Raw genomic sequence first — 20,318 nt, forward strand, 5'->3', positions numbered from 1 at the left:
CCGTGTTGCGCCGTCTACCCCCGGTCGCTCCTCTGCCCGCCCCCAACCCCCCCAACCCTCCCTGAGACCGCCCGAGGGGATCCCGCCCACCCACCCCCTCGCGCGGGAGGTGGCGAGCCCGCACCGCCCCCTACGACGCCGAAGGCGACGGGCTCGCCGACGGGCTCACCGGCGCGCTGGGCGACGTACTGGGCGAGGCGCTGGCCGACGCCCCCGCCGACGCCCCAACCCCCGCCCCCGGCGACGGGCTGGCCAGGTCGCCCAGGGTCGGGACCGACTCCGGCCTCGAGCGGACCGCGTCCGTGCACTCCCAGGCCCGCGGCGGGTCGGCGTTCGGGCCGCCCAGGATCACCGGGCCCGGGCCGGCCGAGACGGCCTCGCTCGCCGACAGGGTGCAGACGATCTGCGCCAGCGCCACCGGCTGCAGGTCCTCCGGCTTGCGGCTCAGCCGCAGCGTTCCCTTCGGGTCGCCGGGGCGGGCCGGGGAGGCCGCCAGCTGGTCGGGGACGCTGGTGGTGAAGCCGCCGTCGCGTTCCTCCGCCGACAGGCTGCGTTCCAGTTCCTCCAGCAGCGCCTGCGCGATCAGCACGTCCGGCTCCCGCGAGGCGCGCTTCTCGGGGATCGGGACGACGCGTTCCACGCCGACCAGCTGCGATCCGCACACCAGCTCCACCGTGGCCCGGAAGCCCTGGACCTCGCTCTGGCCGGCCGGCTGCCCGGCGGTCTCGCAGGAGACCCTGGACGGGGCCGCGCCCACGTCGACCGGGACGGTCGTGGCCCGGATCCCGCACCCGGTCAGCAGGGCGGCGCCCGCCGCCAGCGCCGCAGCCCTACGCCTCCACGCCGCCACCGGCGATCACCGCCCCCACGTCCATCGGGAGCCGCAGTGTGAACACGGCTCCGCCTTCCGGCCCGTTCGCGGCGGTGATGTCGCCGCCGTGGATGTGGGCGTTCTCCATCGCGATCGACAGGCCGAGCCCGCTGCCGTCCGACTTGGGACGGGACGCGCTCGCCTTGTAGAAGCGGTCGAAGACGTGCGGCAGCACTTCCTCGGGGATGCCCGGCCCGTTGTCCTTGACCGCGATGACCAGCCACTCCCCCTCGACGCAGACCGACACCCGCACCGGCGATCCGCCGTGCTTGAGCGCGTTGCCGATGAGGTTGGCCAGGATGACGTCCAGGCGGCGCGGGTCGAGGCGCGCCACGATGCCGCGGCCGGCGTCGAGTTCGACGGCGTCGAGCCAGGCACGGGCGTCGATGCAGGCGGTGACCTGGTCGGCGACGTTGACGTCGTCGAGGACCAGCCGGGCCGTTCCCGCGTCGAAGCGGGTGACCTCCATCAGGTTCTCCACCAGGTCGTTCAGCCGGCGCGTCTCGCTGACGACGAGGCCGACCGCGGGGGCGATCATCGGGTCGAGGTACTCGACCTCCTCCTCCAGCACCTCGGCGACCGCCGTCAGTGCCGTCAGGGGGGTGCGCAGCTCGTGGCTCATGTCGGCCACGAAGCGCCGGCTGGCCTCCTCGCGGGCGCTCATGTCGGCGACCTTCTTCTCCAGCGCCTCCGCCGTGCGGTTGAAGGTCCGGGACAGGTCGGCGAGTTCGTCGGTGCCGGAGACGTCGAGGCGGTGGTCGAGTTCGCCCTCGCCGAGCCGCCGGGCCGCGTCGCCGAGGCGCTGTACGGGCTTGAGGACGGTCCGGGCGGCGCCCTGGGCGAGCAGCGCGGAGCCGAGGAGGGCCAGGCCGGTGGCGATGGTCAGGGACCAGCCGAGGGCGTTGAGGTCGTCCCGTTCGGTGGCGAGCGACTTGTACATGTAGCCGGTGGGTCCGCCGCCGACGATGCGGGTGCCGCCGACGAGGTACGGGTTGCCCTGCGGCTTCGTCCGCTGCCAGTACATGTGGTACTCGGCGTCGTTGGCGGCGGTGGTCTTCTGCCGGTCGTTGACGGCGTACTGGAGCGACTTGGGTACGTCGTTCAGCCCGAAGGGGACCGCGCCCGACGCGCCGATGACCTTGCGGCCGTCCTTGCGTTCGTGGACGAGCAGCACGCTGTACCCGGGGCTGCTGCCGGCCATCAGCTCGGCGGTGCGCTGTATCTCCTCGGGCGTCGGGTCGGCGGGGAGCGCCGCGGCCCGGAGCTGCATCTCCTGGCGGAAGTCTCCGAGGGCGGCGTCCTGGGTGCGGGTGAGCACGGCTTCGCGGTTGAGCCAGTACGCGATGCCGGACGCGGAGACCGCGGCCACCAGCGCGACCAGCGCGAACACCACGAGCAGGCGGAGCCGCAGGCTGGTCCAGCGCCGGCCCGTGAAGAGGGCCTTGGTCACTGCGGGGAGTCCAGCCGGTAGCCGACGCCCCGGACGGTACGGATGAGCGTGGGCGAGGAGGGGACCTCCTCGACCTTGGCGCGCAGCCGCTGTACGCAGGCGTCGACGAGGCGCGAGTCGCCGAGGTAGTCGTGTTCCCAGACCAGGCGCAGCAGTTGCTGGCGGGACAGCGCCTGGCCGGGCCGGCGGCTGAGTTCCAGCAGGAGCCGCAGCTCGGTCGGGGTGAGCTGGAGGTCCTCGCCGTTCTTCGTCACGGTCATGGCGGCCCGGTCGATGACCAGGGACCCGAAGGTGGCGGAGTCGCTCGCCTCGCGTTCGCCGCGGCGGAGCACGGCGCGGATGCGCGCGTCGAGGACGCGCCCCTGGACGGGCTTGACGACGTAGTCGTCGGCTCCGGACTCCAGGCCGACGACGACATCGATGTCGTCGCTGCGCGCGGTGAGCAGGATGATCGGCAGCTGGTCGGTGCGGCGGATCCGCCGGCACACCTCGAAGCCGTCGATCCCGGGCAGCATGACGTCGAGCACGATCAGGTCCGGCCGCTGCTCGCGCAGCAGTTTCAGGCCGTCCTCGCCCGTCGCCGCGGTGGCCACTCGGTGGCCCTGGCGTGACAGGGAGAGTTCGAGGGCCGTGCGGATGGCGTCGTCGTCCTCGATCAGCAACAGGAAAGGCACGGGCTCATTCTGTCCCATCGGCCGTCCGCACTTCGACCGTCCCGGCGCAGGTAATCGCGGGGGGCGCAATCGCGCCACGGTCTGGCGCACCGGTGGCTGTGACAGGCCTGTGACAGTCGGCGGACACCCTGGTTATACCCGGCGGGCAGTCTTTTCTCATCGACACGACGGACCGAAGCAGACTCCACGACGGGGGGCGCGAGATGAACACGCTGCACAGCACCACGACCAGCGCGGTTGTCACGCGGCTGCACGATGTGAACCGCCGGGCGGGTGTCCGTACGGTGACGGTCGCCCGTCAGCGGCCGGCACACGTCACAGCCATTGACGCGAAGCAGTACGAGGCGGTTCCCGCGCAGCGCACCGCTTCTTCTCCTTCTTCCACGTCGGAGGCGGAGTTCACCGCCTACGTCCAGGAGCGGCGGGCGGCGCTGTACGCGACGGCCTTCCACCTCACCGGTGACCGGCACGAGGCGGAGGACCTGCTGCAGAGCGCGCTGTTCTCCACGTACCGCGCCTGGGACCGGATCAGTGACAAGGCCGCGGTGGGCGGGTACCTGCGGCGGACGATGACGAACCTGCACATCAGTGCCTGGCGTCGGCGGAAGCTGAACGAGTACCCGACCGAGGAGCTGCCGGAGACGGCGTCGGACACGGACGCGATGCGCGGTACGGAGCTGCGCGCGGTGCTGTGGCAGGCGCTGGCCCGGATTCCGGAGCCGCAGCGCACGATGCTGGTGCTGCGCTACTACGAGGGCCGTACGGACCCGGAGATCGCGGAGATCCTGGGCATCAGCGTGGGCACCGTGAAGTCGAGCATCTGGCGCTCGCTGCGCCGGCTGCGGGAGGACGAGGTGCTGAGCTTCGGGCGTGACGAGTCGGAGTCCTTCGGGGAGCTCGTCGCGTAACCGGGAAAGACCATGGGGCCGGGGGGCCCGTCCTACGGGGGTGGGACGGGGGCCGCAGGGGGAGAAGAGGCGGGATCAAGCGGCCGGGGGTCCGCGTGATCCCGCCTTTTCGCTGTGTCCGGGGCGTTCTGCCGGGTCAGATCAGATGGCGGTGGGGGTGCGGTGGCGGCCGGCGGCGGCTGCGGCGAGCCGGCCGAGGGCTTCGTCGCGGGCGCAGGCGTGGGCGCCGAGGCGGACGTGCCGGGCGACGATGCCGCGTTCGGCGCGCATCAGGCGGTAGCCGCGGCGCAGCAGGAAGGGTACGGACTTCCGGCCTTCGCGCAGGTCGCGCAGGAAGCGGCGGCGGAAGGTGGTGGAGGGGCGGCCGCGCAGGCAGATGGCGTCGGCGAGCAGGCCCAGTTCCTGGCAGCGGGCCGCGATGTCGGCGGCGAAGATGCCCTCGGCGATGAACAGCGGGGTGCGGTCGATGTCGAGGGTTTCCGTGCCGGTCCGGGAGGACGTGGCGATGGAGTAGACGGGGACGTCGGTGCGGCCGGCGGCGCAGAGTTCCGCGATGGCGGCGACGGCGGTGTCCGCGTCCCAGGAGAGCGGGGAGTCCCAGTCGATGTCGGAGCTGCCTTCGACGAGCGGGAGGGTGGGGTCCGTCGCCTCTTTGTAGAAGTCGTCCAGGCGCAGTACGGGGAGGCCCGACCGGGCCGCGAGCGAGGACTTGCCGGAGCCCGAGGGACCGGTCAGCAGCACGACGCGCGTGGGAAGGGGAGATGAACAGCTCACGGGAGACCAGTGTGAGGCATGACCCGGCGTATCAACACACTGCGGACAGGCCCTGCGACCGGTCTCACACGACGGGTTGGAATCCGGGATACCGGCTCCACTACTCTGTGTGCGCACGCGACTACGACCACAGGCGGGAATCCATGGCACGTCACGCAGCCCCCGAACCCTCCGCGCACCGGCTCCGCGCCGCCGGCCTGAGCCTGTCCATGGCCGGGGCGGCCCTGGCGATGGCGGCGGGCGGGGCCCAGGCCTCGCAGACGAACCTCCAGGCGGCCGAGACCGATCTCAACGCGGCGGTGGCCGGGATCGCCAACCCGCTCGGGGACCTGAAGGTGAACCCGCTGGCCAAGACCGGGGTGGACCCGCTGGACAACGGGGTGGCGACGAAGGTCGCGGACTTCCCGGCGGTGGGCACGACGATGGTGACGGGGATCCTGACGCAGGGGCCGTCGGTGAAGGAGCTGCCGACGGCGGCGGTCACCTCGCTGCTGGGGCCGGTGCTCCCGAAGGCGTAGCGGACGCGTGAAGGCCCTGGCGGCACGGGGGTCGCCGCCAGGGCCGGTCTCACGCGGGCGGTCCTGGGTCGTCTCTTTCGGATCTTGCCGGTTAAGCCCGCGTCGTCCGGTGCCGTGCATCGGCGCGTTGGCGGGGCGCCCTTGTACTGGACGTACTCGGGTGCTCCGCCAACGCGGCGAGGTGCGGTGCCGGGCGGCGCGGGCCAGGCAAGATCCGGAAGAGACGGCCTAGTAGGAGGAGCCGCCCGAGCCGAGCGATCCGGTGGGGTGCCAGACCGTCTTGGTCTCCAGGAAGGCCGTCATCCGGTGGGTGCCGGGGTCGGCGGTCCAGTCGTCCACAGGCTGTGGACGCAGGACGCGCTTGAGGTTGTCCGCCGCGGCGATCTCCAGCTCCTTGGCGAGGGCCGCGTCGGCGCCCGCCAGGTCGACGGCGTTGACGTCCTGGTGGGAGGCCAGGTGCGGGCCCATCTCCGCGGCCTTGCCGGAGAGGATGTTGACCACGCCGCCGGGCAGGTCGGAGGTGGCCAGCACCTCGCCCAGGGAGAGGGCGGGGAGCGGGGCCTTCTCGCTGGCGATGACGACCGCCGTGTTGCCCGTCGCGATGACCGGGGCGATCACCGAGACGAGGCCCAGGAAGGACGACTGCTGCGGGGCGACGACGGTGACGACGCCGGTCGGCTCCGGGGTGGAGAGGTTGAAGAACGGGCCCGCGACGGGGTTGGCCCCGCCGGCGATCTGGCCGATCTTGTCGGTCCAGCCCGCGTACCAGACCCAGCGGTCGATGGCCGCGTCGACGACGGCGGCGGCCTTCGACTTGGACAGGCCCTCGGCCTCGCCGACCTCGCGGACGAACTGCTCGCGGCGGCCCTCCAGCATCTCGGCGATGCGGTAGAGGATCTGGCCGCGGTTGTAGGCGGTGGCGCCGGCCCAGCCGCCGAAGGCCTTGCGGGCCGCGACGACCGCGTCACGGGCGTCCTTGCGGGAGGACAGCGGGGCGTTGGCCAGCCAGTTGCCCTTGGAGTCGCTCACCTCGTACACCCGGCCGCTCTCGGAGCGGGGGAACTTGCCCCCGACGTACAGCTTGTAGGTCTTGAAGACGTTCAGTCGGGTCACAGAAGACTCAACAGCACTCATCAGCGCGCACCCTTCGGGTTCGACGGGGCGAGGTAGCCCTCCAGGCCGTGGCGGCCGCCCTCGCGGCCGAAGCCCGACTCCTTGTAACCGCCGAAGGGCGAGGTCGGGTCGAACTTGTTGAACGTGTTGGCCCACACCACACCCGCGCGGAGCTTGTTGGCGACCGCGAGGATGCGGGAGCCCTTCTCCGTCCAGATGCCGGCGGACAGGCCGTACTGGCTGTTGTTGGCCTTGGCGACGGCCTCGTCGGGCGTACGGAAGGTCAGCACGGACAGCACCGGGCCGAAGATCTCGTCGCGGGCCACGGTGTGCGCCTGGGTGACGTTCGTGAAGAGCGTCGGGGCGAACCAGTAGCCGGCGGACGGCAGCTCGCACGCCGGGGACCAGCGCTCGGCGCCCTCGGCCTCGCCGGTGTCGGCCAGGGCCGTGATCCGGGCGAGCTGCTCGGCGGAGTTGATCGCGCCGATGTCGGTGTTCTTGTCGAGCGGGTCGCCCAGGCGCAGCGTGGAGAGGCGGCGCTTGAGGGAGTCGAGGAGCTCGTCGTGGATCGACTCCTGGACCAGGAGGCGGGAGCCCGCGCAGCAGACCTGGCCCTGGTTGAAGAAGATGCCGTTGACGATGCCCTCGACGGCCTGGTCGATGGGGGCGTCGTCGAAGACGATGTTGGCGCCCTTGCCGCCCAGCTCCAGGGTGACCTTCTTGTCGGTGCCGGCGATCTGGCGGGCGATGGCCTTGCCGACCGCGGTGGAGCCGGTGAAGGCGACCTTGTTGACGTCCGGGTGCTCGACGAGCGCGGCGCCCGCGTCCCCGTAGCCGGGGATGATGTTGACGACGCCCTTGGGCAGGCCGGCCTGGCGGCAGATGTCCGCGAAGAACAGCGCCGACAGGGGGGTGGTCTCCGCGGGCTTGAGGACGACGGTGTTGCCGGTGGCGAGCGCCGGGGCGATCTTCCACGCGAGCATCAGCAGCGGGAAGTTCCACGGGATGACCTGGCCGGCCACGCCGAGGGGGCGCGGGTTGGCGCCGTAGCCGGCGTGGTCGAGCTTGTCGGCCCAGCCCGCGTAGTAGAAGAAGTGGGCGGCGACCAGGGGGAGGTCCGCGTCGCGGGTCTCCTTGATCGGCTTGCCGTTGTCCAGGGTCTCCAGGACGGCGAGCTCGCGGCTGCGCTCCTGGATGATCCGGGCGATGCGGAAGAGGTACTTGGCGCGCTCGGAGCCGGGCAGCGCGGACCACTTCTCGAAGGCGCGGCGGGCGGCCTTGACGGCGCGGTCGACGTCGGCGGCGCCGGCCTGGGCGACTTCGGACAGCACCTCCTCGCTGGAGGGGCTGACGGTCTTGAAGACCTTGCCGTCGGCGGCGTCGGTGAACTCGCCGTCGATGAAGAGCCCGTAGGAGGGGGCGATGTCGACGACCGAGCGGGACTCGGGGGCCGGTGCGTACTCGAAGAGGGATGCCATGGTGATCAGTCCACCGTCACGTAGTCGGGACCGGAGTAACGCCCGGTGCTCAGCTTCTGGCGCTGCATGAGCAGGTCGTTCAGCAGGCTGGAGGCGCCGAACCGGAACCACTCGTTGGTCAGCCAGTCCTCGCCCACGGTCTCGTTGACCAGGACCAGGAACTTGAGCGCGTCCTTGGTCGTGCGGATGCCGCCGGCCGGCTTCACGCCGATCTGGATTCCAGTCTGCGCCTTGAAGTCGCGGACGGCTTCGAGCATGAGCAGGGTGTTGGCGGGGGTGGCGTTGACGCCGACCTTGCCGGTGGAGGTCTTGATGAAGTCGGCGCCCGCGAGCATGCCGATCCAGGAGGCGCGGCGGATGTTGTCGTACGTCGACAGCTCGCCGGTCTCGAAGATGACCTTGAGGCGGGCGGCGGTCCCGTCGGGGCGGACGCACGCCTCCTTCACGGCCTTGATCAGCTCGTACGTCTCCAGGTAGCGGCCGGCGAGGAAGGCGCCACGGTCGATGACCATGTCGATCTCGTCGGCGCCGGCGGCGACGGCGTCCCGGGTGTCGGCCAGCTTGACCGGCAGGGCGGCGCGGCCGGCCGGGAAGGCGGTGGCGACGGAGGCGACCTTGACGTCGGCTCCGTTCAACGCGGCCTTGGCGGTGGCCACCATGTCGGGGTACACGCAGACCGCGGCGGTCATGGGCGTGCTGCGGTCGGTCGGGTCGGGGTTGACGGCCTTGGCGGAGAGCGCCCGGACCTTGCCCGGGGTGTCCGCACCCTCAAGCGTGGTCAGGTCGATCATCGAGATGGCCAGGTCGATGGCGTACGCCTTGGCCGTCGTCTTGATCGAGCGGGTGCCGAGCGAGGCCGCACGGGCCTCCAGGCCGACTGCGTCTACGCCGGGCAGCCCGTGCAGGAAGCGGCGCAGCGCGCTGTCGGACGTCGTCACGTCAGCGAATGCGGTGAGGGTGGTGGGCATGGTCACCAGATGAGCATATCTACGCGCGTAGCGCCTGTCACCCCCTTCGGTGCACATATGGGCGTGAGATCCGTCATCGGAGCTTCCGGGGCCGCTCGGCCGCACCTCCCGGCAGGCCATGGGGCACAATCGGCCGCATGACTACGCCCTCCCCCCACGAGCCGGTCTACGCCGACCGCGTCTACCGCTCCCCCATGGCCGTCGTCTCCGGGGTGCTGCTGCTCGCGCTCGTCGCGTGGCTGTGCGGGGACGCCGTCGTACGGGGCGGGGGGAGCGCGCGCTGGACCGGCGTCGCGGTCGCGCTGCTCGCCGTCCCGCTGATCGTGGCGTTCACCCTCCGCCCGGCCGTCTTCGCCAACGACGACCGGATGCGGGTCCGCAACCCCTTCCGGATCATCGAGCTGCCCTGGGGCGCCGTCGACGCGGTGCGCGCCGGGTACTCGGCCGAGGTGCTGGCGGAGGGGGCGAAGTACCAGCTGTGGTCGGTGCCGGTGTCGCTGCGCGAGCGCAAGAAGGCCGGCCGGCAGTTCAGCCGCGGGAACGCGCTGCGCGGCAAGGGCATGGCCGCCGAGGGCGAGGGGGCGGAGCCGGCCGAGCCGCCGCGGGCAGCCGCCGACAAGGTCGTGGACGAGCTGCGCGAGCTCGCCGAGCGCGGGGCGGCCCGGCCCGGCGCGCAGGGCTCGGTCCGGGTGCGCTGGGCGTACGAGATCATCGCGCCGGCCGTGGCCGGTGCGGTACTGCTGGCCGTCCTGCTGGCCACGGGCTGACCGGGGCCGGCCGGCGGCCGGGCCCGTCGGCTGAGCGGGACGTCCGCCGATCGGGACGTCCGCTGATCGGTGCATCCGTTGAGCTGCCGTAACCGGTACGTAACGGCCACCGGTGCCGGAACCGGTGCCGCCGGGGGGTGCGTCCTCGCAGGTGTGCACCGTCATGAGGCCAGCGGCAGCGCCGCCACCGCCACGAAGCTCCCGGTCCGGTCCCGGCTCCTGAGCGCGGCCCTGCTGGCCGCGCACCTGCTGGTCGTCGGATGGCTGACGCTGAGCCCCCTGGACGTCCCCTGGGCCGCGGCCGCGAACCTGACCCCGCTGGAGGGGATCAGGGCGGACCTCGCGTACGGCCCGCTGGAGGCCGCGCGGCGGATCGGCGAGGGGCTGGCGCTGCTGGCCCCGCTGGGGGTGCTGCTGCCGCTGGCCGGCGGGCGGCTGACCCCGGGGCCGCTGGCGGCCTGGGCCTCGCTGGTGCGGACGGCGGCCGCGGCCGTACTGATCTCGCTCGGCATCGAGATGCTCCAGACCGCGGTGCCGGGACGGGTGCTGGACGTGGACGCGCTGCTGCTGAACACCGTCGGGGTGGTGATCGTCCACCTGGCCGTCGTACCGGTGCTGCGCGCCCGGCTGCGCCGCACCCACGCGTCTCAGGGGCCCACCCCGAGAATTACCAGGGTCGGCATCGGACCCTGGACCGAGGTCCTTTCGGCGGTACCGCGCGAGTATTGAGGCATCGCGGAAGGGAAGATCCCGGAGCGCGATCCTCTACGAAGGAGAAGAGAAATGAGCGCGATTACCCGCCCCCGTGACGGACGGATGATCGGCGGCGTCTGCGCCGGGCTCGCACGGCGTTTCGGCATCAAGACCCGCACGATGCGGATCATCTTCGTGGCCTCGTGCCTGCTGCCCGGCCCGCAGTTCCTCATCTACCTGGCGCTGTGGCTGCTGCTCCCGAACGAGAAGGCCGGCGCGGGCTCGGCGCAGACCGCCTGGTAGGTCCCCGAAGATCTCCGGAGATCCCCGGAGGCGCCGGGGAACCCGTGGAAGATCCCTCGGGCGCCCGAGCGGGACTCCGGCGGGACTCAGCCCGCCTTCCTGACCTTCTCCAGCTGCTTGTCCGCGATCTCCTGCGGGACCAGCGCCTTCTGGTCCGCGGCGGCCACGTTCAGGGCCATCAGCCGCACGACCCGGTCGCCCTGGCGTACGACGACCAGGTGGACCGGCGCCGAGACGCCCTCGGCGGTGGCGGTCGTGGTCCAGCTGACCGTCTCCTCGCCCGCCGTCCGGTACGGGACGGCCTTCACGTCCCGGTAGCGGCCGGTCTGCTTCTCGACGGTGGCGGTGAAGCCCGTACCGCAGGCCGCGACGGCCTCGCGCAGCCGGGCGACGACCCGCTTGGCCTCGGCCTCCCCGTAGGAGCTGACGGAGGCGGAGACCGCGAGTCCCATCTGCTTCTGCGAGCCGATGCCGCGGTTGACCGTCTCGTGGGCGGCCGGGTCGGGCTTGTCGCCCATGACGTCCGCGAGCGGCTGGCAGGCCTTCTTGTCGGCCTGCGGCTGTCCGTCGGGGGCGTTCGGGTTCTTGCCCTGCGCGGAGATCTGGTAGCCGGCCACGTCGCCCTGGACGAGCGCCGCCCGCTCCAGGCTCGCGTCCTTGGCCTTCGGCGCGGCGGGGGCCGCCGCGGGGCCGGGCGCGCCCGAGGGGCGGACGGCCGCGGAGCCCTTGGGGTCCGGTGTCCTGCCGGACGCGGGGGCGTCCGTACCGCTGCTGCACGCGGCCGCTCCGAGGAGCAGTACGGGGAGCAGCGCGAGCCTCGTCGCGGGTGCCGTGAATCGTGCCGTGATGCGCATGACCGAACCTCATACCCCATGTGTCGGCGGCAAGTTGGGGGCGATCGTGGCACACCGCGCGACGCGGCGCACACCTCCTCGAAGGGGTGTGCACCGCGGGCGCGTGCGTGCGATTTCCCGGGGCTCGGGTCAGCCGAGGGCGCCGAGCGGGCCGGCCACGGGGGCCAGGCCGCCGAGCAGCTGGCCGACGGGGGCGGCGGCGTCGGTGGCCTCGCTCCCCTGCTCGGCCTTGCCCGTCTGGTCGGTGAGGGAGCTGGTCGCGCTGGTCAGGGAGCCGAGGGTGTCCGTCAGGCTGGCGGCGGGGAGCGCCGAGGCGGAGGCGGTGCCGGCGGCACCCGCGGCGAGAGCGGCACCGATCACAGCGACACCGAGGGACTTGGCAGCAGACTGCTTCATGAAAGATCGTCCTTGCGACGGGGAACTGAGCGGCTCCGCAAACTAGCCACTTCAAACCCCCTCCCGCAAACATCCGTAAATACGAGAAAGCGTCCGGGAGTTGAATCTCCCGGACGCTTTCCGTGGGTCAGTCCGCGGCCTAGGCCGAGACAGTTCCGCTGGTGGAGGCGGTCTGCCGGAACAGCCATTCGGACTTCAGCTCCGCATAACCCGGCTTGATCACGTCGTTGATCATCGCGAGTCGTTCATCGAAAGGAATGAACGCGGACTTCATCGCATTGACGGTGAACCACTGCATGTCGTCGAGCGAGTAGCCGAAGGTGTCGACCAGGTGCTCGAACTCGCGGCTCATGCTGGTGCCGCTCATCAGGCGGTTGTCGGTGTTGACCGTCAGCCGGAAGTGCAGCTTGCGCAGCAGGCCGATCGGGTGCTCGGCGTACGAGGCGGCCGCGGCGGTCTGCAGGTTGGAGGTGGGGCACATCTCCAGGGGGATGCGCTTGTCCCGGACGTACGAGGCCAGGCGGCCCAGCGTGACCGAGCCGTCCTCGGCGACCTCGATGTCGTCGATGATCTTCACGCCGTGGCCCAGGCGGTCGGCGCCGCACCACTGCAGGGCCTGCCAGATGGACGGGAGGCCGAAGGCCTCGCCCGCGTGGATGGTGAAGTGGTTGTTCTCGCGCTTGAGGTACTCGAAGGCGTCGAGGTGGCGGGTGGGAGGGAACCCTGCCTCGGCGCCGGCGATGTCGAAGCCGACCACGCCGTTGTCGCGGTAGCGGTTGGCCAGCTCGGCGATCTCCAGCGCGCGGGCGGCGTGGCGCATGGCGGTCAGCAGGGCGCCGACGCGGATGCGGTGGCCGTTGGCCTTGGCGCGGCGCTCGCCCTCGCGGAAGCCGTCGTTCACGGCCTCGACGACCTCTTCGAGGGTCAGGCCGGCTTCGAGGTGCTGCTCGGGGGCGTAGCGGATCTCGGCGTACACGACGCCGTCCTCGGCCAGGTCCTCGGCGCACTCGGCGGCGACCCGGAAGAGGGCCTCCTTCGTCTGCATGACGGCGCAGGTGTGCGCGAACGTCTCCAGGTAGCGCGGGAGGGAGCCGGAGTCGGCGGCGTCGCGGAACCAGACGCCCAGCTTGTCGGCGTCGGTCTCGGGCAGCTTGTCGTAGCCGACCTCGGCCGCCAGCTCGATGATGGTCCCAGGGCGCAGACCACCGTCGAGGTGGTCGTGCAGCAGCACCTTCGGGGAGCGGCGGATCTGGTCCGGGGTGGGCAGGTTGGGGGTCTCGCTCGTCATCCCGGCACTCTACTCCTACGCGCGTAGAGCAGCGCGTCGGCAGCCGGGGTCGATATGTAACAGAGACCGTACGGACGGGTGGCGTACACCTGTCAGTCTGAGACTGTTCCGCCATGGCACAGCATGCGCCGCCGGCGCGCGGGGCCCGCCTGGGGCGGGCGGCCGGCGCGAACGGCTCGGTCTCGACGGTCAGTGGTGTGGTCCTCCTGCTTCCCGGGGCGTCCAGATTCGCCCCCGGTCCGGTACGTCCGCTCGCGCGGGCACTGGCCCGGTCGGGCGGGGCGCAGGGGCTGGTGGCGCACCCGGTGGTGCACGGGGCCGGGCCCCGGGAGGAGGACGCCGCGTGGGCGGCGGACGAGGCGGTGCGGCTGTACGGGGACGTCCCCGTGTGCCTGGCCGGCTTCGGGGCGGGCGGCCGGGCGGCACTGCTCGCCGCGGGGCACGGGGCCGTCAACTCGGTGGTGGCGCTGGCCCCTTGCTTAACGGAGGGCGTCGACGCGGGCTCCCCTGAACCGGTGAAGCAGCTCGCCGGGCGGCAGGTGCTGATCGTGCACGGCACGAACGACGCGCGGAGCGACCCGGAGTCCTCCTTCCGGCTGGCGGAGCGGGCGAAGAAGGCGAATCGTTCCACGTGCCGGTTCGAGGTGCACTCGGACGGCCACGGGCTGCGGGAGCACCGCTCGGAAGTGGTGGCGCTGGCGGTGGACTTCGTACGCGGCGCGATGCACTCGGGCCGGTGGTCGCGGCCGGTCGTGGACGCGCTGGCGGCGCCTCCTCCGCTGGGCCTGAGGATGCCGCTGGCCTCGGGTTTCGGGCGGTCGCTGCGGGGCTGAGCGGACGCGCGGGCGGACGTATCGTGAGGAGTGGACTCGGGGTCGGCTCGGGGTGCTCTCCTGGAGGCGGTCCGCCATGGCCGGGATGGTGCGCAGGAACTTCGACAGCGCGGACGAGACACGGCCGTTCGCCGACGGCAAGGGCAGGCTGGACCTGATCCAGACGGACGGCGGGGCGGTCGGGCGCGCGGTCTTCGAGCCGGGCTGGAAGTGGTCGGAGCACATCAAGCCGCTGGCGGGCACGGACAGCTGCCAGTCCGCGCACACGGGGTACGTGGTCAGCGGCCGCATGCAGGTCGTGATGGACGACGGCGAGGGCGCCGAGTACGGCCCGGGAGACCTCATGGTCATCGCCCCGGGACACGACGCGTGGGTGCTCGGCGACGAGCCGTGCGTGGCGGTGGACTGGACGGGCTTCGGCGGCTACGCGAAGCCGGCCTGACCCGTCCCGACGGTTGCGCCACGGGCCGCGCCGGCACACCGGGGCCGGCCGTTCCGTCCCCTCTCGGTCGGATGGCCCCGGGCGGCGCGGCCGCGCGTCGTGGGGTCCACTGTGCCGGTTCGTCATATGCCGGGGGCCGTCGCCCAGGCGTCGACTTGTCGCCTTGCGGGAACCTGAGGGGTTTACGAAGGGGCACAGGCAGGGACGAATGTGCATATGCCAGCCCCAGCCCACGCCGATGCAGAAGACCCCGAAGTCCCCGACACCCCCGACGACCCCGGTGACCCGGAAGACCTGAGCCCGACGGCCCGGCGCCTGTACGCGTACGCCGTCGACCGGCACGCCTTCACCGTCCCCGAGGCCACCACCGCACTCGGGGCCCGCGCGGGGGCGGCGGTGACCGAGCTGGCCGCCGCGCACCTGCTCCAGCGGCTGCCCGACGGCGACGGCCCCGAGCGGTGGTGCGCGGTCGCGCCCCGCGCGGCGGCGGCCCGGGCGCTGGCCCCGATGGCGCTGCTCGTCCGGGAGACCCATGACGAGATGGACCGGCTGCGCGGGCGGCTGGAGGCACTGGTGCCCGCGTACGAGGCGGGGGCCGCGCACCGGGACCTGAGCGGGTCGGGACGGCTGGAGCTGGTGACCGACCTCGGCGCGGTGCGCGGCCTGATCACCGAGCTGGCGGCGGGCTGCGAACGCGAACTGCTCACCTCCCAGCCGGGCGGCGGCCGGCCCCAGGAGTCCCTGGAGGAAGCGGTCGGACGGGACGAGTCCCTGCTGGCCCGCGGGGTCCGGATGCGGACCATCTACCAGCACACCGCCCGCTACTCCCGCCCCACCGCGGCCTACGTCGAACGGGTCACGGCCCTGGGCGCCCAGGTGCGCACCCTCGGCGACGGCCTCATGCGCATGCTGATCTTCGACGAGCACACCGGCCTCATGGCCGTACCCGACCGCCAGGGAGCCGCCCTCGTGGTCCGCGAGCCCAACGTCGTCCACTTCATGACCGCCGCCTTCGAACGCTCCTGGCTCGGCGCCCGCCCCTTCCCCACCTCCGTCAGCCCCGAAGCGGCCAGAACCCTCTCCGACGAACTCCGCCAGACCATCGTCCGCCTCCTCTCGGACGGCCTGGAGGACAAGGTCATCGCCCGCCGCCTCGGCATGTCCGAACGCACCTGCCAACGCCACATCGCCGAGATCATGCGGGCGGTAGGGGCCAAGTCCCGCTTCCAGGCGGGGTACTTGCTGTCGGCGGCGCTGGCGCCGAAGGACGGCGGCTAGGCCGGCGGTTCCAGTTCGGGGAGGAGGCGGCCGCGGCGGGACAGGAGGAAGCGTTTGAACGCCGCCACCGGCGGGGTGTCCGGGTGGCCGTCCAGCCAGGCGACGCCGATCTCGCGGACCGCACGCGGTGCCGTCACCGTCAGCTCGACCACCCCCGGGCGGGCGACCGGCGGCGGGGGCAGGAGGGCGACCCCGAGGCCCGCGGCGACCAGGCCGCGCAGGGTCTCGGCCTCCTCGCCCTCGAAGGCGACCCGGGGCGTGAACCCGGCCTCCGCGCACAGGTCGTCGGTGATCCGGCGCAGGCCGTAGCCGGGCTCCAGGGTGACGAAGGTTTCCTCCGCGGCCTCGGCGAGGCGGATGCGCTTGCGGCCCGCGAGGCGGTGGTCGTCCGGGACCACCAGGCGCAGCCGCTGCTCGTCGAGGCGGCGGGCGACCAGGTCGGGGGCGTCGGGCACCGGCGAGGTCAGGCAGAGGTCGAGTTCCCCGGCGCGGAGCTTCTCCAGCATGGCCTCGCCGTAGTTCTGGACGAGGGCGAACCGGACCCGGGGGTGGTCGGCGCGGAAGGCGCGGATCAGGCCGGGCACGGTCTCGGGGCCCAGGGTGTGCAGGAAGCCGAACGCGACCTTGCCGAAGGCCGGGTCGGCGTCCTGCTGGACGGATCCGGCGGCGCGGGCGATCCCGGCGAGGGCCTCCTCGGCGGAGGCGAGGAAGGTGCGGCCCGCGGTGGTGAGGGCGACGGTGCGGCCCTTGCGGGCGAACAGCGAGACGCCCAGGTCCTGTTCGAGGCGGACCATCGCCCGGGACAGGGTGGACTGGGGCACGCCCAGCTCGTGTGCGGCGCGGGTGACGTGCTCGTGCCGGGCGACGGCGACGAACTGGGCGAGGCGGGGGGCCAGGCCTTGTGTCACAGCCATGTCTTCTTCGTAACGGTTCATTGATATCCGAGGGGCTGAGCAGGGCTGATGCACGGGTGGATTGATTATCCGGGTTCTGTGCATTGGACGCATGAAAAAGGGGGGCCTACGGTCGACGTATGCCTCCCGTTCATACCGGGGCACCCGTCACCACGGGTGCCTCCACCCCGTCGTCCCCCGAACCCCACTCCCCCGGCCGCCCCGGCTACCGCCGGATGAGCCTCGCGCTCTTCGCCGCGGGCCTGGCGACCTTCGCCCTCCTCTACTCCACCCAGGCCCTGCTGCCCGCGGTCTCCGCCGGTTTCGGCGTGACCGCCGGCCAGGCCAGCTGGACGGTGTCGGCGGCCACCGGTGCGCTCGCCCTGTTCGTCCTGCCGCTGAGCGCGCTGTCCGAGCGGTTCGGCCGGACCCGGATGATGACCTGCTCGATGGTGGTCGCGGTCGGCATCGGCCTGCTGGTGCCGTTCGCGCCGAACCTGGAGTGGCTGGTGGCGCTGCGCGCGGTGCAGGGCGCCGCGATCGCGGGCGTGCCCGCCTCGGCGATGGCGTACCTGGCGGAGGAGGTCCGGCCGAAGGCGCTGGTCGGGGCGATCGGGCTGTTCGTGGCGGGCAACTCGATCGGTGGCATGAGCGGCCGGATCGTCACGGGCTGGGGTGCCCAGCTGTGGGGCTGGCGCGGCGGGCTGCTGGCCGTCGGCGTGATGGCGCTGGTCTGCGCGGTGGCCTTCCTGGTGCTGCTGCCCCGGGCGCGGTTCTTCCGTCCGGCGTCGCTGAACCCGCGCGCGGTGGGCCGTACGGTCGCCGGTCACCTGCGGGATCCGCTGCTGCTGCGGCTGTACGGGATCGGCGCGCTGTTCATGACCGTCTTCGGGGCCGTGTACACGGTCATCGGGTACCGGCTGGTGGAGGCGCCGTTCTCGCTCGGCCAGGGCGTGGTCGGGTCGGTCTTCCTCGTGTACCTGGTGGGTACGGTCTCCTCGGCGGCGGCCGGGCAGCTGGTGGCCCGGGCGGGCCGGCGCGGGGCGCTGTACCTGGCGGTGACCACGACCGCGCTGGGTCTGCTGCTGTCGCTCGCCGACTCGCTGTGGCTGATCCTGCCGGGGCTGGTGCTGATCACGGCCGGGTTCTTCGCCGGGCACGCGGTGGCGTCGGCGGCGGTGAGCCGGACGGCGAAGACGGGCCGGGCGCAGGCCTCGGCGCTGTACCAGTCCGCGTACTACCTCGGCTCCAGCGCGGGCGGCACCCTGGGCGCGCTGGCGTACCACGCCTCGGGGTGGGCGGCCACGGTCGGGATCGCGCTGCTGGCGGTGCTGGGCGTCGTCTCGATCACCCTGTACGGGTCCCACGCGGCCCGCGCCGAGCGGCGTCGGCTGCTCGCCCCGGGCACCCGCACCGCGGCGGCCCGCTGACGGCCGCTGACGCCCACTGACGCCCGTTTCCGGGCCCGGAAACGGGCCCGCTGCGACCAACTCCGTTCAAGGTCTGTGCGCCGTGCGCAACTCGCTCTAGCTTGGGAGCCATTGGCGCCCCCACAGTGCGGGCGAGGCAGGGGAGGACCGGATGGCGGCGATACGCGTGCGCGCGCGGCAGCGGGCTGCGGTGGTGTTCGGCGGGGCCATGGCGCTGGCAGCGCCGCTGGTGGTCGTGGGGGGCGGGCCGGCCCAGGCCGCCGCCTGCAACGTGACCACCGGGCCCTATCAGCGGCAGGTCGAGCAGTTCCTGGGGCGGCCGGTGGACGGCGTGCAGTCGGCGGCCGACTGCACGGCGATCCAGTCCTTCCAGGCCACCCACGGGATCACCCCGACCATGGGGTACGCCGGGCCGCTGACCTGGCAGACGATGAACACGATGCTGGCGCAGCGGGCGGCGGGCAAGAACCCGAACGCCGAGGGGAAGTGCCCGACCAATCTGGGGCGGATCGCGTGCGTCGACCTGACCCGGCAGCTCAGCTGGATCCAGGACGGGGCGACGCTGAAGTACGGTCCGGTGGCGGTGCGCACCGGCAAGGCGGAGACGCCGACGCGGACCGGCCTGAAGAAGATCTACTACCGGTCCATCAACCACTGGTCGACGATCTACAACGTCTCCATGCCCTACTCGCAGTTCTTCGACGGGGGCATCGCCTTCCACTCGGTCACCAAGAGCATGTGGAACCCGCCGGGTTCGGGCGGCTGCGTGAACATGACGACGACCGACGCGAAGGCGTACTGGAACATGCTCACCAACGGCGAGGACGTCTTCGTGTACGGGCGCAAGCCCGGAACCTGACGTTGCCGCCCGCTCCGGCTGCCGTTGTCGGACCCCTCGGGTAGTTTCCGAAGGGACGGACAACCTCCTGGGGGACGGCGGCCATGAGCGACCTTGCTACCTCGTCACCGGAACTCGACGCGGCGATGGACCGCTACCGCGTCGAGCTGACCGGCTACTGCTACCGGATGCTCGGCTCGTCCTTCGACGCCGAGGACGCGGTGCAGGACACGTACGTCCGCGCCTGGCGGGCGCACGAGAAGTTCGAGGGGCGTTCCTCGCTGCGGTCGTGGCTGTACCGGATCGCCACCAACGTCTGCCTGGACCTGCTGAAGGCGGGGAACAAGCGGGCCCGGCCGATGGACCTGTCCGCGCCGCAGCACCAGGCCTCGGCCGTGCTGAACGAGCGGCCCGAGGTGACCTGGCTGGAGCCGGTGCCGGACGGGCGGGTGCTGCCGCAGACCGCCGACCCGGCGGAGCTGGCGCTGGCGAAGGAGTCCGTCCGGCTGGCCTTCGTGGCGGCGCTCCAGCACCTGCCGGCGAAGCAGCGGGCGGTGCTGATCCTGCGGGAGGTGCTGGCCTGGAAGGCGGACGAGGTCGCTCAGCTCCTGGAGACCTCGGTCGCGTCGGTGAACAGCGCGCTCCAGCGGGCGCGGGCGACGCTGTCGGGGCAGGCGCTGCGGCCGAGCGAGCCGAAGGACCCGCTGGACGCGGAGCAGGCGAAGCTGCTGGAGCAGTACCTGTCGGCCTTCGAGGCGTACGACATCTCGCGGCTCACCGAGCTGCTGCACGAGGACGCGGTGCTGTCGATGCCGCCGTTCGACCTGTGGCTGCGGGGGCCCGCGGACATCGCCGCGTGGCACCTGGAGCAGGGCATCGGCTGCAAGGGCTCCCGGCTGGTGCCGACCACGGCGAACGGGCTCCCGGCGTTCGGGCAGTACCGTCCGCGGGAGGACGGCCTGCCCGGGCACGTGCCGTGGGCGCTCCAGGTGCTGGAGGTGTCAGAGGGGCGGATCGTCGGGCTGAACGCCTTCCTGGACACCGCCCGGTGGTTCCCGCTCTTCGGGCTGCCCGAGGAGCTCCCCGGCGAGGCCGACGAGGTGGAGCAGGGCCTGTAGCCGGGGGGCTGCGCCGGTCACGGTGAAGGGGGCGCCGTGGCGGCGGGCCGTGAGGGCCATGCGGGCGAGGGCGTCGACGGTGGCGAGGGTGGGCGTCGTGACGCCCCTGGTGTCGCAGACGATGCCGCGGGGGCCGTCCCGGCAGGCGTCGCGGACGCGGGCGCAGAGGGCGGGGACGTCCGGCTGGGGCCCTTCCAGGGCCAGGGTTCTGATCTCCACGGGGGGATGACCGGCCGCTGCCGCGGAATTCATCGGTGGCGGCCGTTGCGCTGCCGCGCGGGGCGGGGCGTCTGCGCGGGGCCGGTGCGGTGGGGCGGCGCGGGGGTGCCGCTGCGCGGGGCTGGTCCCCTACCCGCCCTTCCACCGTTCCCCGGGCTGCGCCCGGACCCCTTCTGGGGGCTCCGCCCCCAGACCCCCGCGCCTAAACGCCG

The 20,318-nt window shown here is 72.5% G+C and carries 23 protein-coding genes; 11 read left to right on the forward strand and 12 right to left on the reverse strand.

The annotated features are described in order from the left end of the window. Positions 1–130: 130 nt before the first annotated feature. Genes ACIPW5_RS39145 through afsQ1 form a run of 3 tightly spaced genes read right to left on the reverse strand, consistent with a single transcriptional unit; the run spans position 131 to position 2,995 of the window. Positions 131–850 carry a hypothetical protein gene (locus ACIPW5_RS39145; RefSeq protein WP_401256075.1) on the reverse strand — a complete coding sequence of 240 codons (720 nt, stop codon included), beginning with the start codon at positions 848–850 and terminating at the stop codon, positions 131–133. Next, positions 831–2,321: a sensor histidine kinase gene (locus tag ACIPW5_RS39150; RefSeq protein WP_401256077.1), complete on the reverse strand. Its 1,491-nt coding sequence runs from the start codon at positions 2,319–2,321 to the stop codon at positions 831–833. Before ACIPW5_RS39150 ends, ACIPW5_RS39145 begins: the two co-directional genes overlap by 20 nt. Beyond that, a complete protein-coding gene (afsQ1, locus tag ACIPW5_RS39155) occupies positions 2,318–2,995 on the reverse strand; it encodes a two-component system response regulator AfsQ1 (protein WP_361712141.1) in 678 nt (225 codons plus the stop codon). Before afsQ1 ends, ACIPW5_RS39150 begins: the two co-directional genes overlap by 4 nt. Positions 2,996–3,198: 203 nt before the next feature. Here afsQ1 and ACIPW5_RS39160 point away from each other — a divergent pair, with 203 nt between their 5' ends. Then, a complete protein-coding gene (locus ACIPW5_RS39160; RefSeq protein WP_401256080.1) occupies positions 3,199–3,903 on the forward strand; it encodes a SigE family RNA polymerase sigma factor in 705 nt (234 codons plus the stop codon). A 141-nt stretch (positions 3,904–4,044) separates the two neighbouring features. On the opposite strand, the gene ACIPW5_RS39165 is transcribed toward ACIPW5_RS39160, so the two are convergent. Beyond that, complete coding sequence (locus tag ACIPW5_RS39165; RefSeq protein WP_401256083.1) at positions 4,045–4,677, reverse strand: uridine kinase; 633 nt, start codon at positions 4,675–4,677, stop codon at positions 4,045–4,047. Positions 4,678–4,820: 143 nt separating this feature from the next. Between ACIPW5_RS39165 and ACIPW5_RS39170 the strand changes: the two genes are divergently transcribed. Then, complete coding sequence (locus tag ACIPW5_RS39170) at positions 4,821–5,195, forward strand: hypothetical protein (protein ID WP_401256085.1); 375 nt, start codon at positions 4,821–4,823, stop codon at positions 5,193–5,195. 228 nt (positions 5,196–5,423) lie between these two features. Here ACIPW5_RS39170 and ACIPW5_RS39175 read toward each other — a convergent pair whose 3' ends face one another. Genes ACIPW5_RS39175 through deoC form a run of 3 tightly spaced genes read right to left on the reverse strand, consistent with a single transcriptional unit; the run spans position 5,424 to position 8,754 of the window. Further along, entirely contained in the window at positions 5,424–6,329 is a 906-nt protein-coding gene (locus ACIPW5_RS39175; RefSeq protein WP_401256088.1) for an aldehyde dehydrogenase family protein, read from the reverse strand. Next, positions 6,329–7,786 (reverse strand): aldehyde dehydrogenase family protein, encoded by a 1,458-nt coding sequence (locus tag ACIPW5_RS39180; RefSeq protein ID WP_401256090.1) that lies wholly within the window; start codon positions 7,784–7,786, stop codon positions 6,329–6,331. The genes ACIPW5_RS39175 and ACIPW5_RS39180 overlap by 1 nt, the downstream gene beginning before the upstream one ends. Before the next feature lie 5 nt (positions 7,787–7,791). Further along, entirely contained in the window at positions 7,792–8,754 is a 963-nt protein-coding gene (gene deoC, locus ACIPW5_RS39185) for a deoxyribose-phosphate aldolase (RefSeq protein WP_401256123.1), read from the reverse strand. 137 nt (positions 8,755–8,891) lie between these two features. On the opposite strand from deoC, the gene ACIPW5_RS39190 reads away from it, so the two are divergent. From ACIPW5_RS39190 to ACIPW5_RS39200, 3 genes are all read left to right on the forward strand, one after another. Next, positions 8,892–9,521, forward strand: a complete 630-nt coding sequence (locus ACIPW5_RS39190; RefSeq protein ID WP_401256093.1) for a PH domain-containing protein — start codon at positions 8,892–8,894, stop codon at positions 9,519–9,521. Between the two features lie 153 nt (positions 9,522–9,674). Continuing rightward, positions 9,675–10,250: a VanZ family protein gene (locus ACIPW5_RS39195; RefSeq protein ID WP_401256095.1), complete on the forward strand. Its 576-nt coding sequence runs from the start codon at positions 9,675–9,677 to the stop codon at positions 10,248–10,250. Positions 10,251–10,304: 54 nt separating this feature from the next. After that, a complete protein-coding gene (locus tag ACIPW5_RS39200; protein WP_362470016.1) occupies positions 10,305–10,517 on the forward strand; it encodes a PspC domain-containing protein in 213 nt (70 codons plus the stop codon). Positions 10,518–10,603: 86 nt separating this feature from the next. Here ACIPW5_RS39200 and ACIPW5_RS39205 read toward each other — a convergent pair whose 3' ends face one another. The 3 genes from ACIPW5_RS39205 to ACIPW5_RS39215 form a co-directional block, all read right to left on the reverse strand. Next, complete coding sequence (locus ACIPW5_RS39205; protein ID WP_401256098.1) at positions 10,604–11,371, reverse strand: hypothetical protein; 768 nt, start codon at positions 11,369–11,371, stop codon at positions 10,604–10,606. A 129-nt stretch (positions 11,372–11,500) separates the two neighbouring features. Beyond that, complete coding sequence (locus ACIPW5_RS39210) at positions 11,501–11,767, reverse strand: hypothetical protein (protein WP_401256100.1); 267 nt, start codon at positions 11,765–11,767, stop codon at positions 11,501–11,503. Positions 11,768–11,906: 139 nt separating this feature from the next. Then, on the reverse strand, positions 11,907–13,055 hold the full coding sequence (locus ACIPW5_RS39215) for an adenosine deaminase (RefSeq protein WP_401256102.1): 1,149 nt from the start codon (positions 13,053–13,055) through the stop codon (positions 11,907–11,909). Between the two features lie 113 nt (positions 13,056–13,168). Between ACIPW5_RS39215 and ACIPW5_RS39220 the strand changes: the two genes are divergently transcribed. From ACIPW5_RS39220 to ACIPW5_RS39230, 3 genes are all read left to right on the forward strand, one after another. Then, the gene (locus ACIPW5_RS39220; protein WP_401256104.1) at positions 13,169–13,888 is read left to right on the forward strand and encodes an alpha/beta hydrolase; all 720 of its coding nucleotides are present in this window, start codon (positions 13,169–13,171) and stop codon (positions 13,886–13,888) included. Between the two features lie 76 nt (positions 13,889–13,964). Then, positions 13,965–14,330, forward strand: a complete 366-nt coding sequence (locus ACIPW5_RS39225; protein WP_401256107.1) for a cupin domain-containing protein — start codon at positions 13,965–13,967, stop codon at positions 14,328–14,330. 216 nt (positions 14,331–14,546) lie between these two features. Continuing rightward, positions 14,547–15,608 (forward strand): LuxR C-terminal-related transcriptional regulator, encoded by a 1,062-nt coding sequence (locus ACIPW5_RS39230; RefSeq protein ID WP_401256110.1) that lies wholly within the window; start codon positions 14,547–14,549, stop codon positions 15,606–15,608. Here the strand turns inward: ACIPW5_RS39230 and ACIPW5_RS39235 are convergent. Further along, positions 15,605–16,543, reverse strand: coding sequence for a LysR family transcriptional regulator (locus ACIPW5_RS39235; protein ID WP_401256113.1), 939 nt, complete (start codon positions 16,541–16,543; stop codon positions 15,605–15,607). The genes ACIPW5_RS39230 and ACIPW5_RS39235 overlap by 4 nt on opposite strands. Before the next feature lie 98 nt (positions 16,544–16,641). Here ACIPW5_RS39235 and ACIPW5_RS39240 point away from each other — a divergent pair, with 98 nt between their 5' ends. The 3 genes from ACIPW5_RS39240 (at position 16,642) to ACIPW5_RS39250 (ending at position 19,887) form a co-directional block, all read left to right on the forward strand. Next, on the forward strand, positions 16,642–17,931 hold the full coding sequence (locus ACIPW5_RS39240; protein WP_401256116.1) for an MFS transporter: 1,290 nt from the start codon (positions 16,642–16,644) through the stop codon (positions 17,929–17,931). A 208-nt stretch (positions 17,932–18,139) separates the two neighbouring features. Then, complete coding sequence (locus ACIPW5_RS39245) at positions 18,140–18,790, forward strand: L,D-transpeptidase family protein (RefSeq protein WP_401256126.1); 651 nt, start codon at positions 18,140–18,142, stop codon at positions 18,788–18,790. 83 nt (positions 18,791–18,873) lie between these two features. Continuing rightward, the gene (locus tag ACIPW5_RS39250) at positions 18,874–19,887 is read left to right on the forward strand and encodes a sigma-70 family RNA polymerase sigma factor (protein ID WP_401256118.1); all 1,014 of its coding nucleotides are present in this window, start codon (positions 18,874–18,876) and stop codon (positions 19,885–19,887) included. Here the strand turns inward: ACIPW5_RS39250 and ACIPW5_RS39255 are convergent. Next, complete coding sequence (locus tag ACIPW5_RS39255; protein ID WP_401256121.1) at positions 19,771–20,106, reverse strand: STAS domain-containing protein; 336 nt, start codon at positions 20,104–20,106, stop codon at positions 19,771–19,773. The two genes, ACIPW5_RS39250 and ACIPW5_RS39255, sit on opposite strands and share 117 nt — an antisense overlap. Positions 20,107–20,318: the final 212 nt, after the last annotated feature.

Origin of the sequence: Streptomyces sp. NPDC090077 (assembly GCF_044747545.1) — a bacterium.
Lineage (GTDB): Bacteria > Actinomycetota > Actinomycetes > Streptomycetales > Streptomycetaceae > Streptomyces.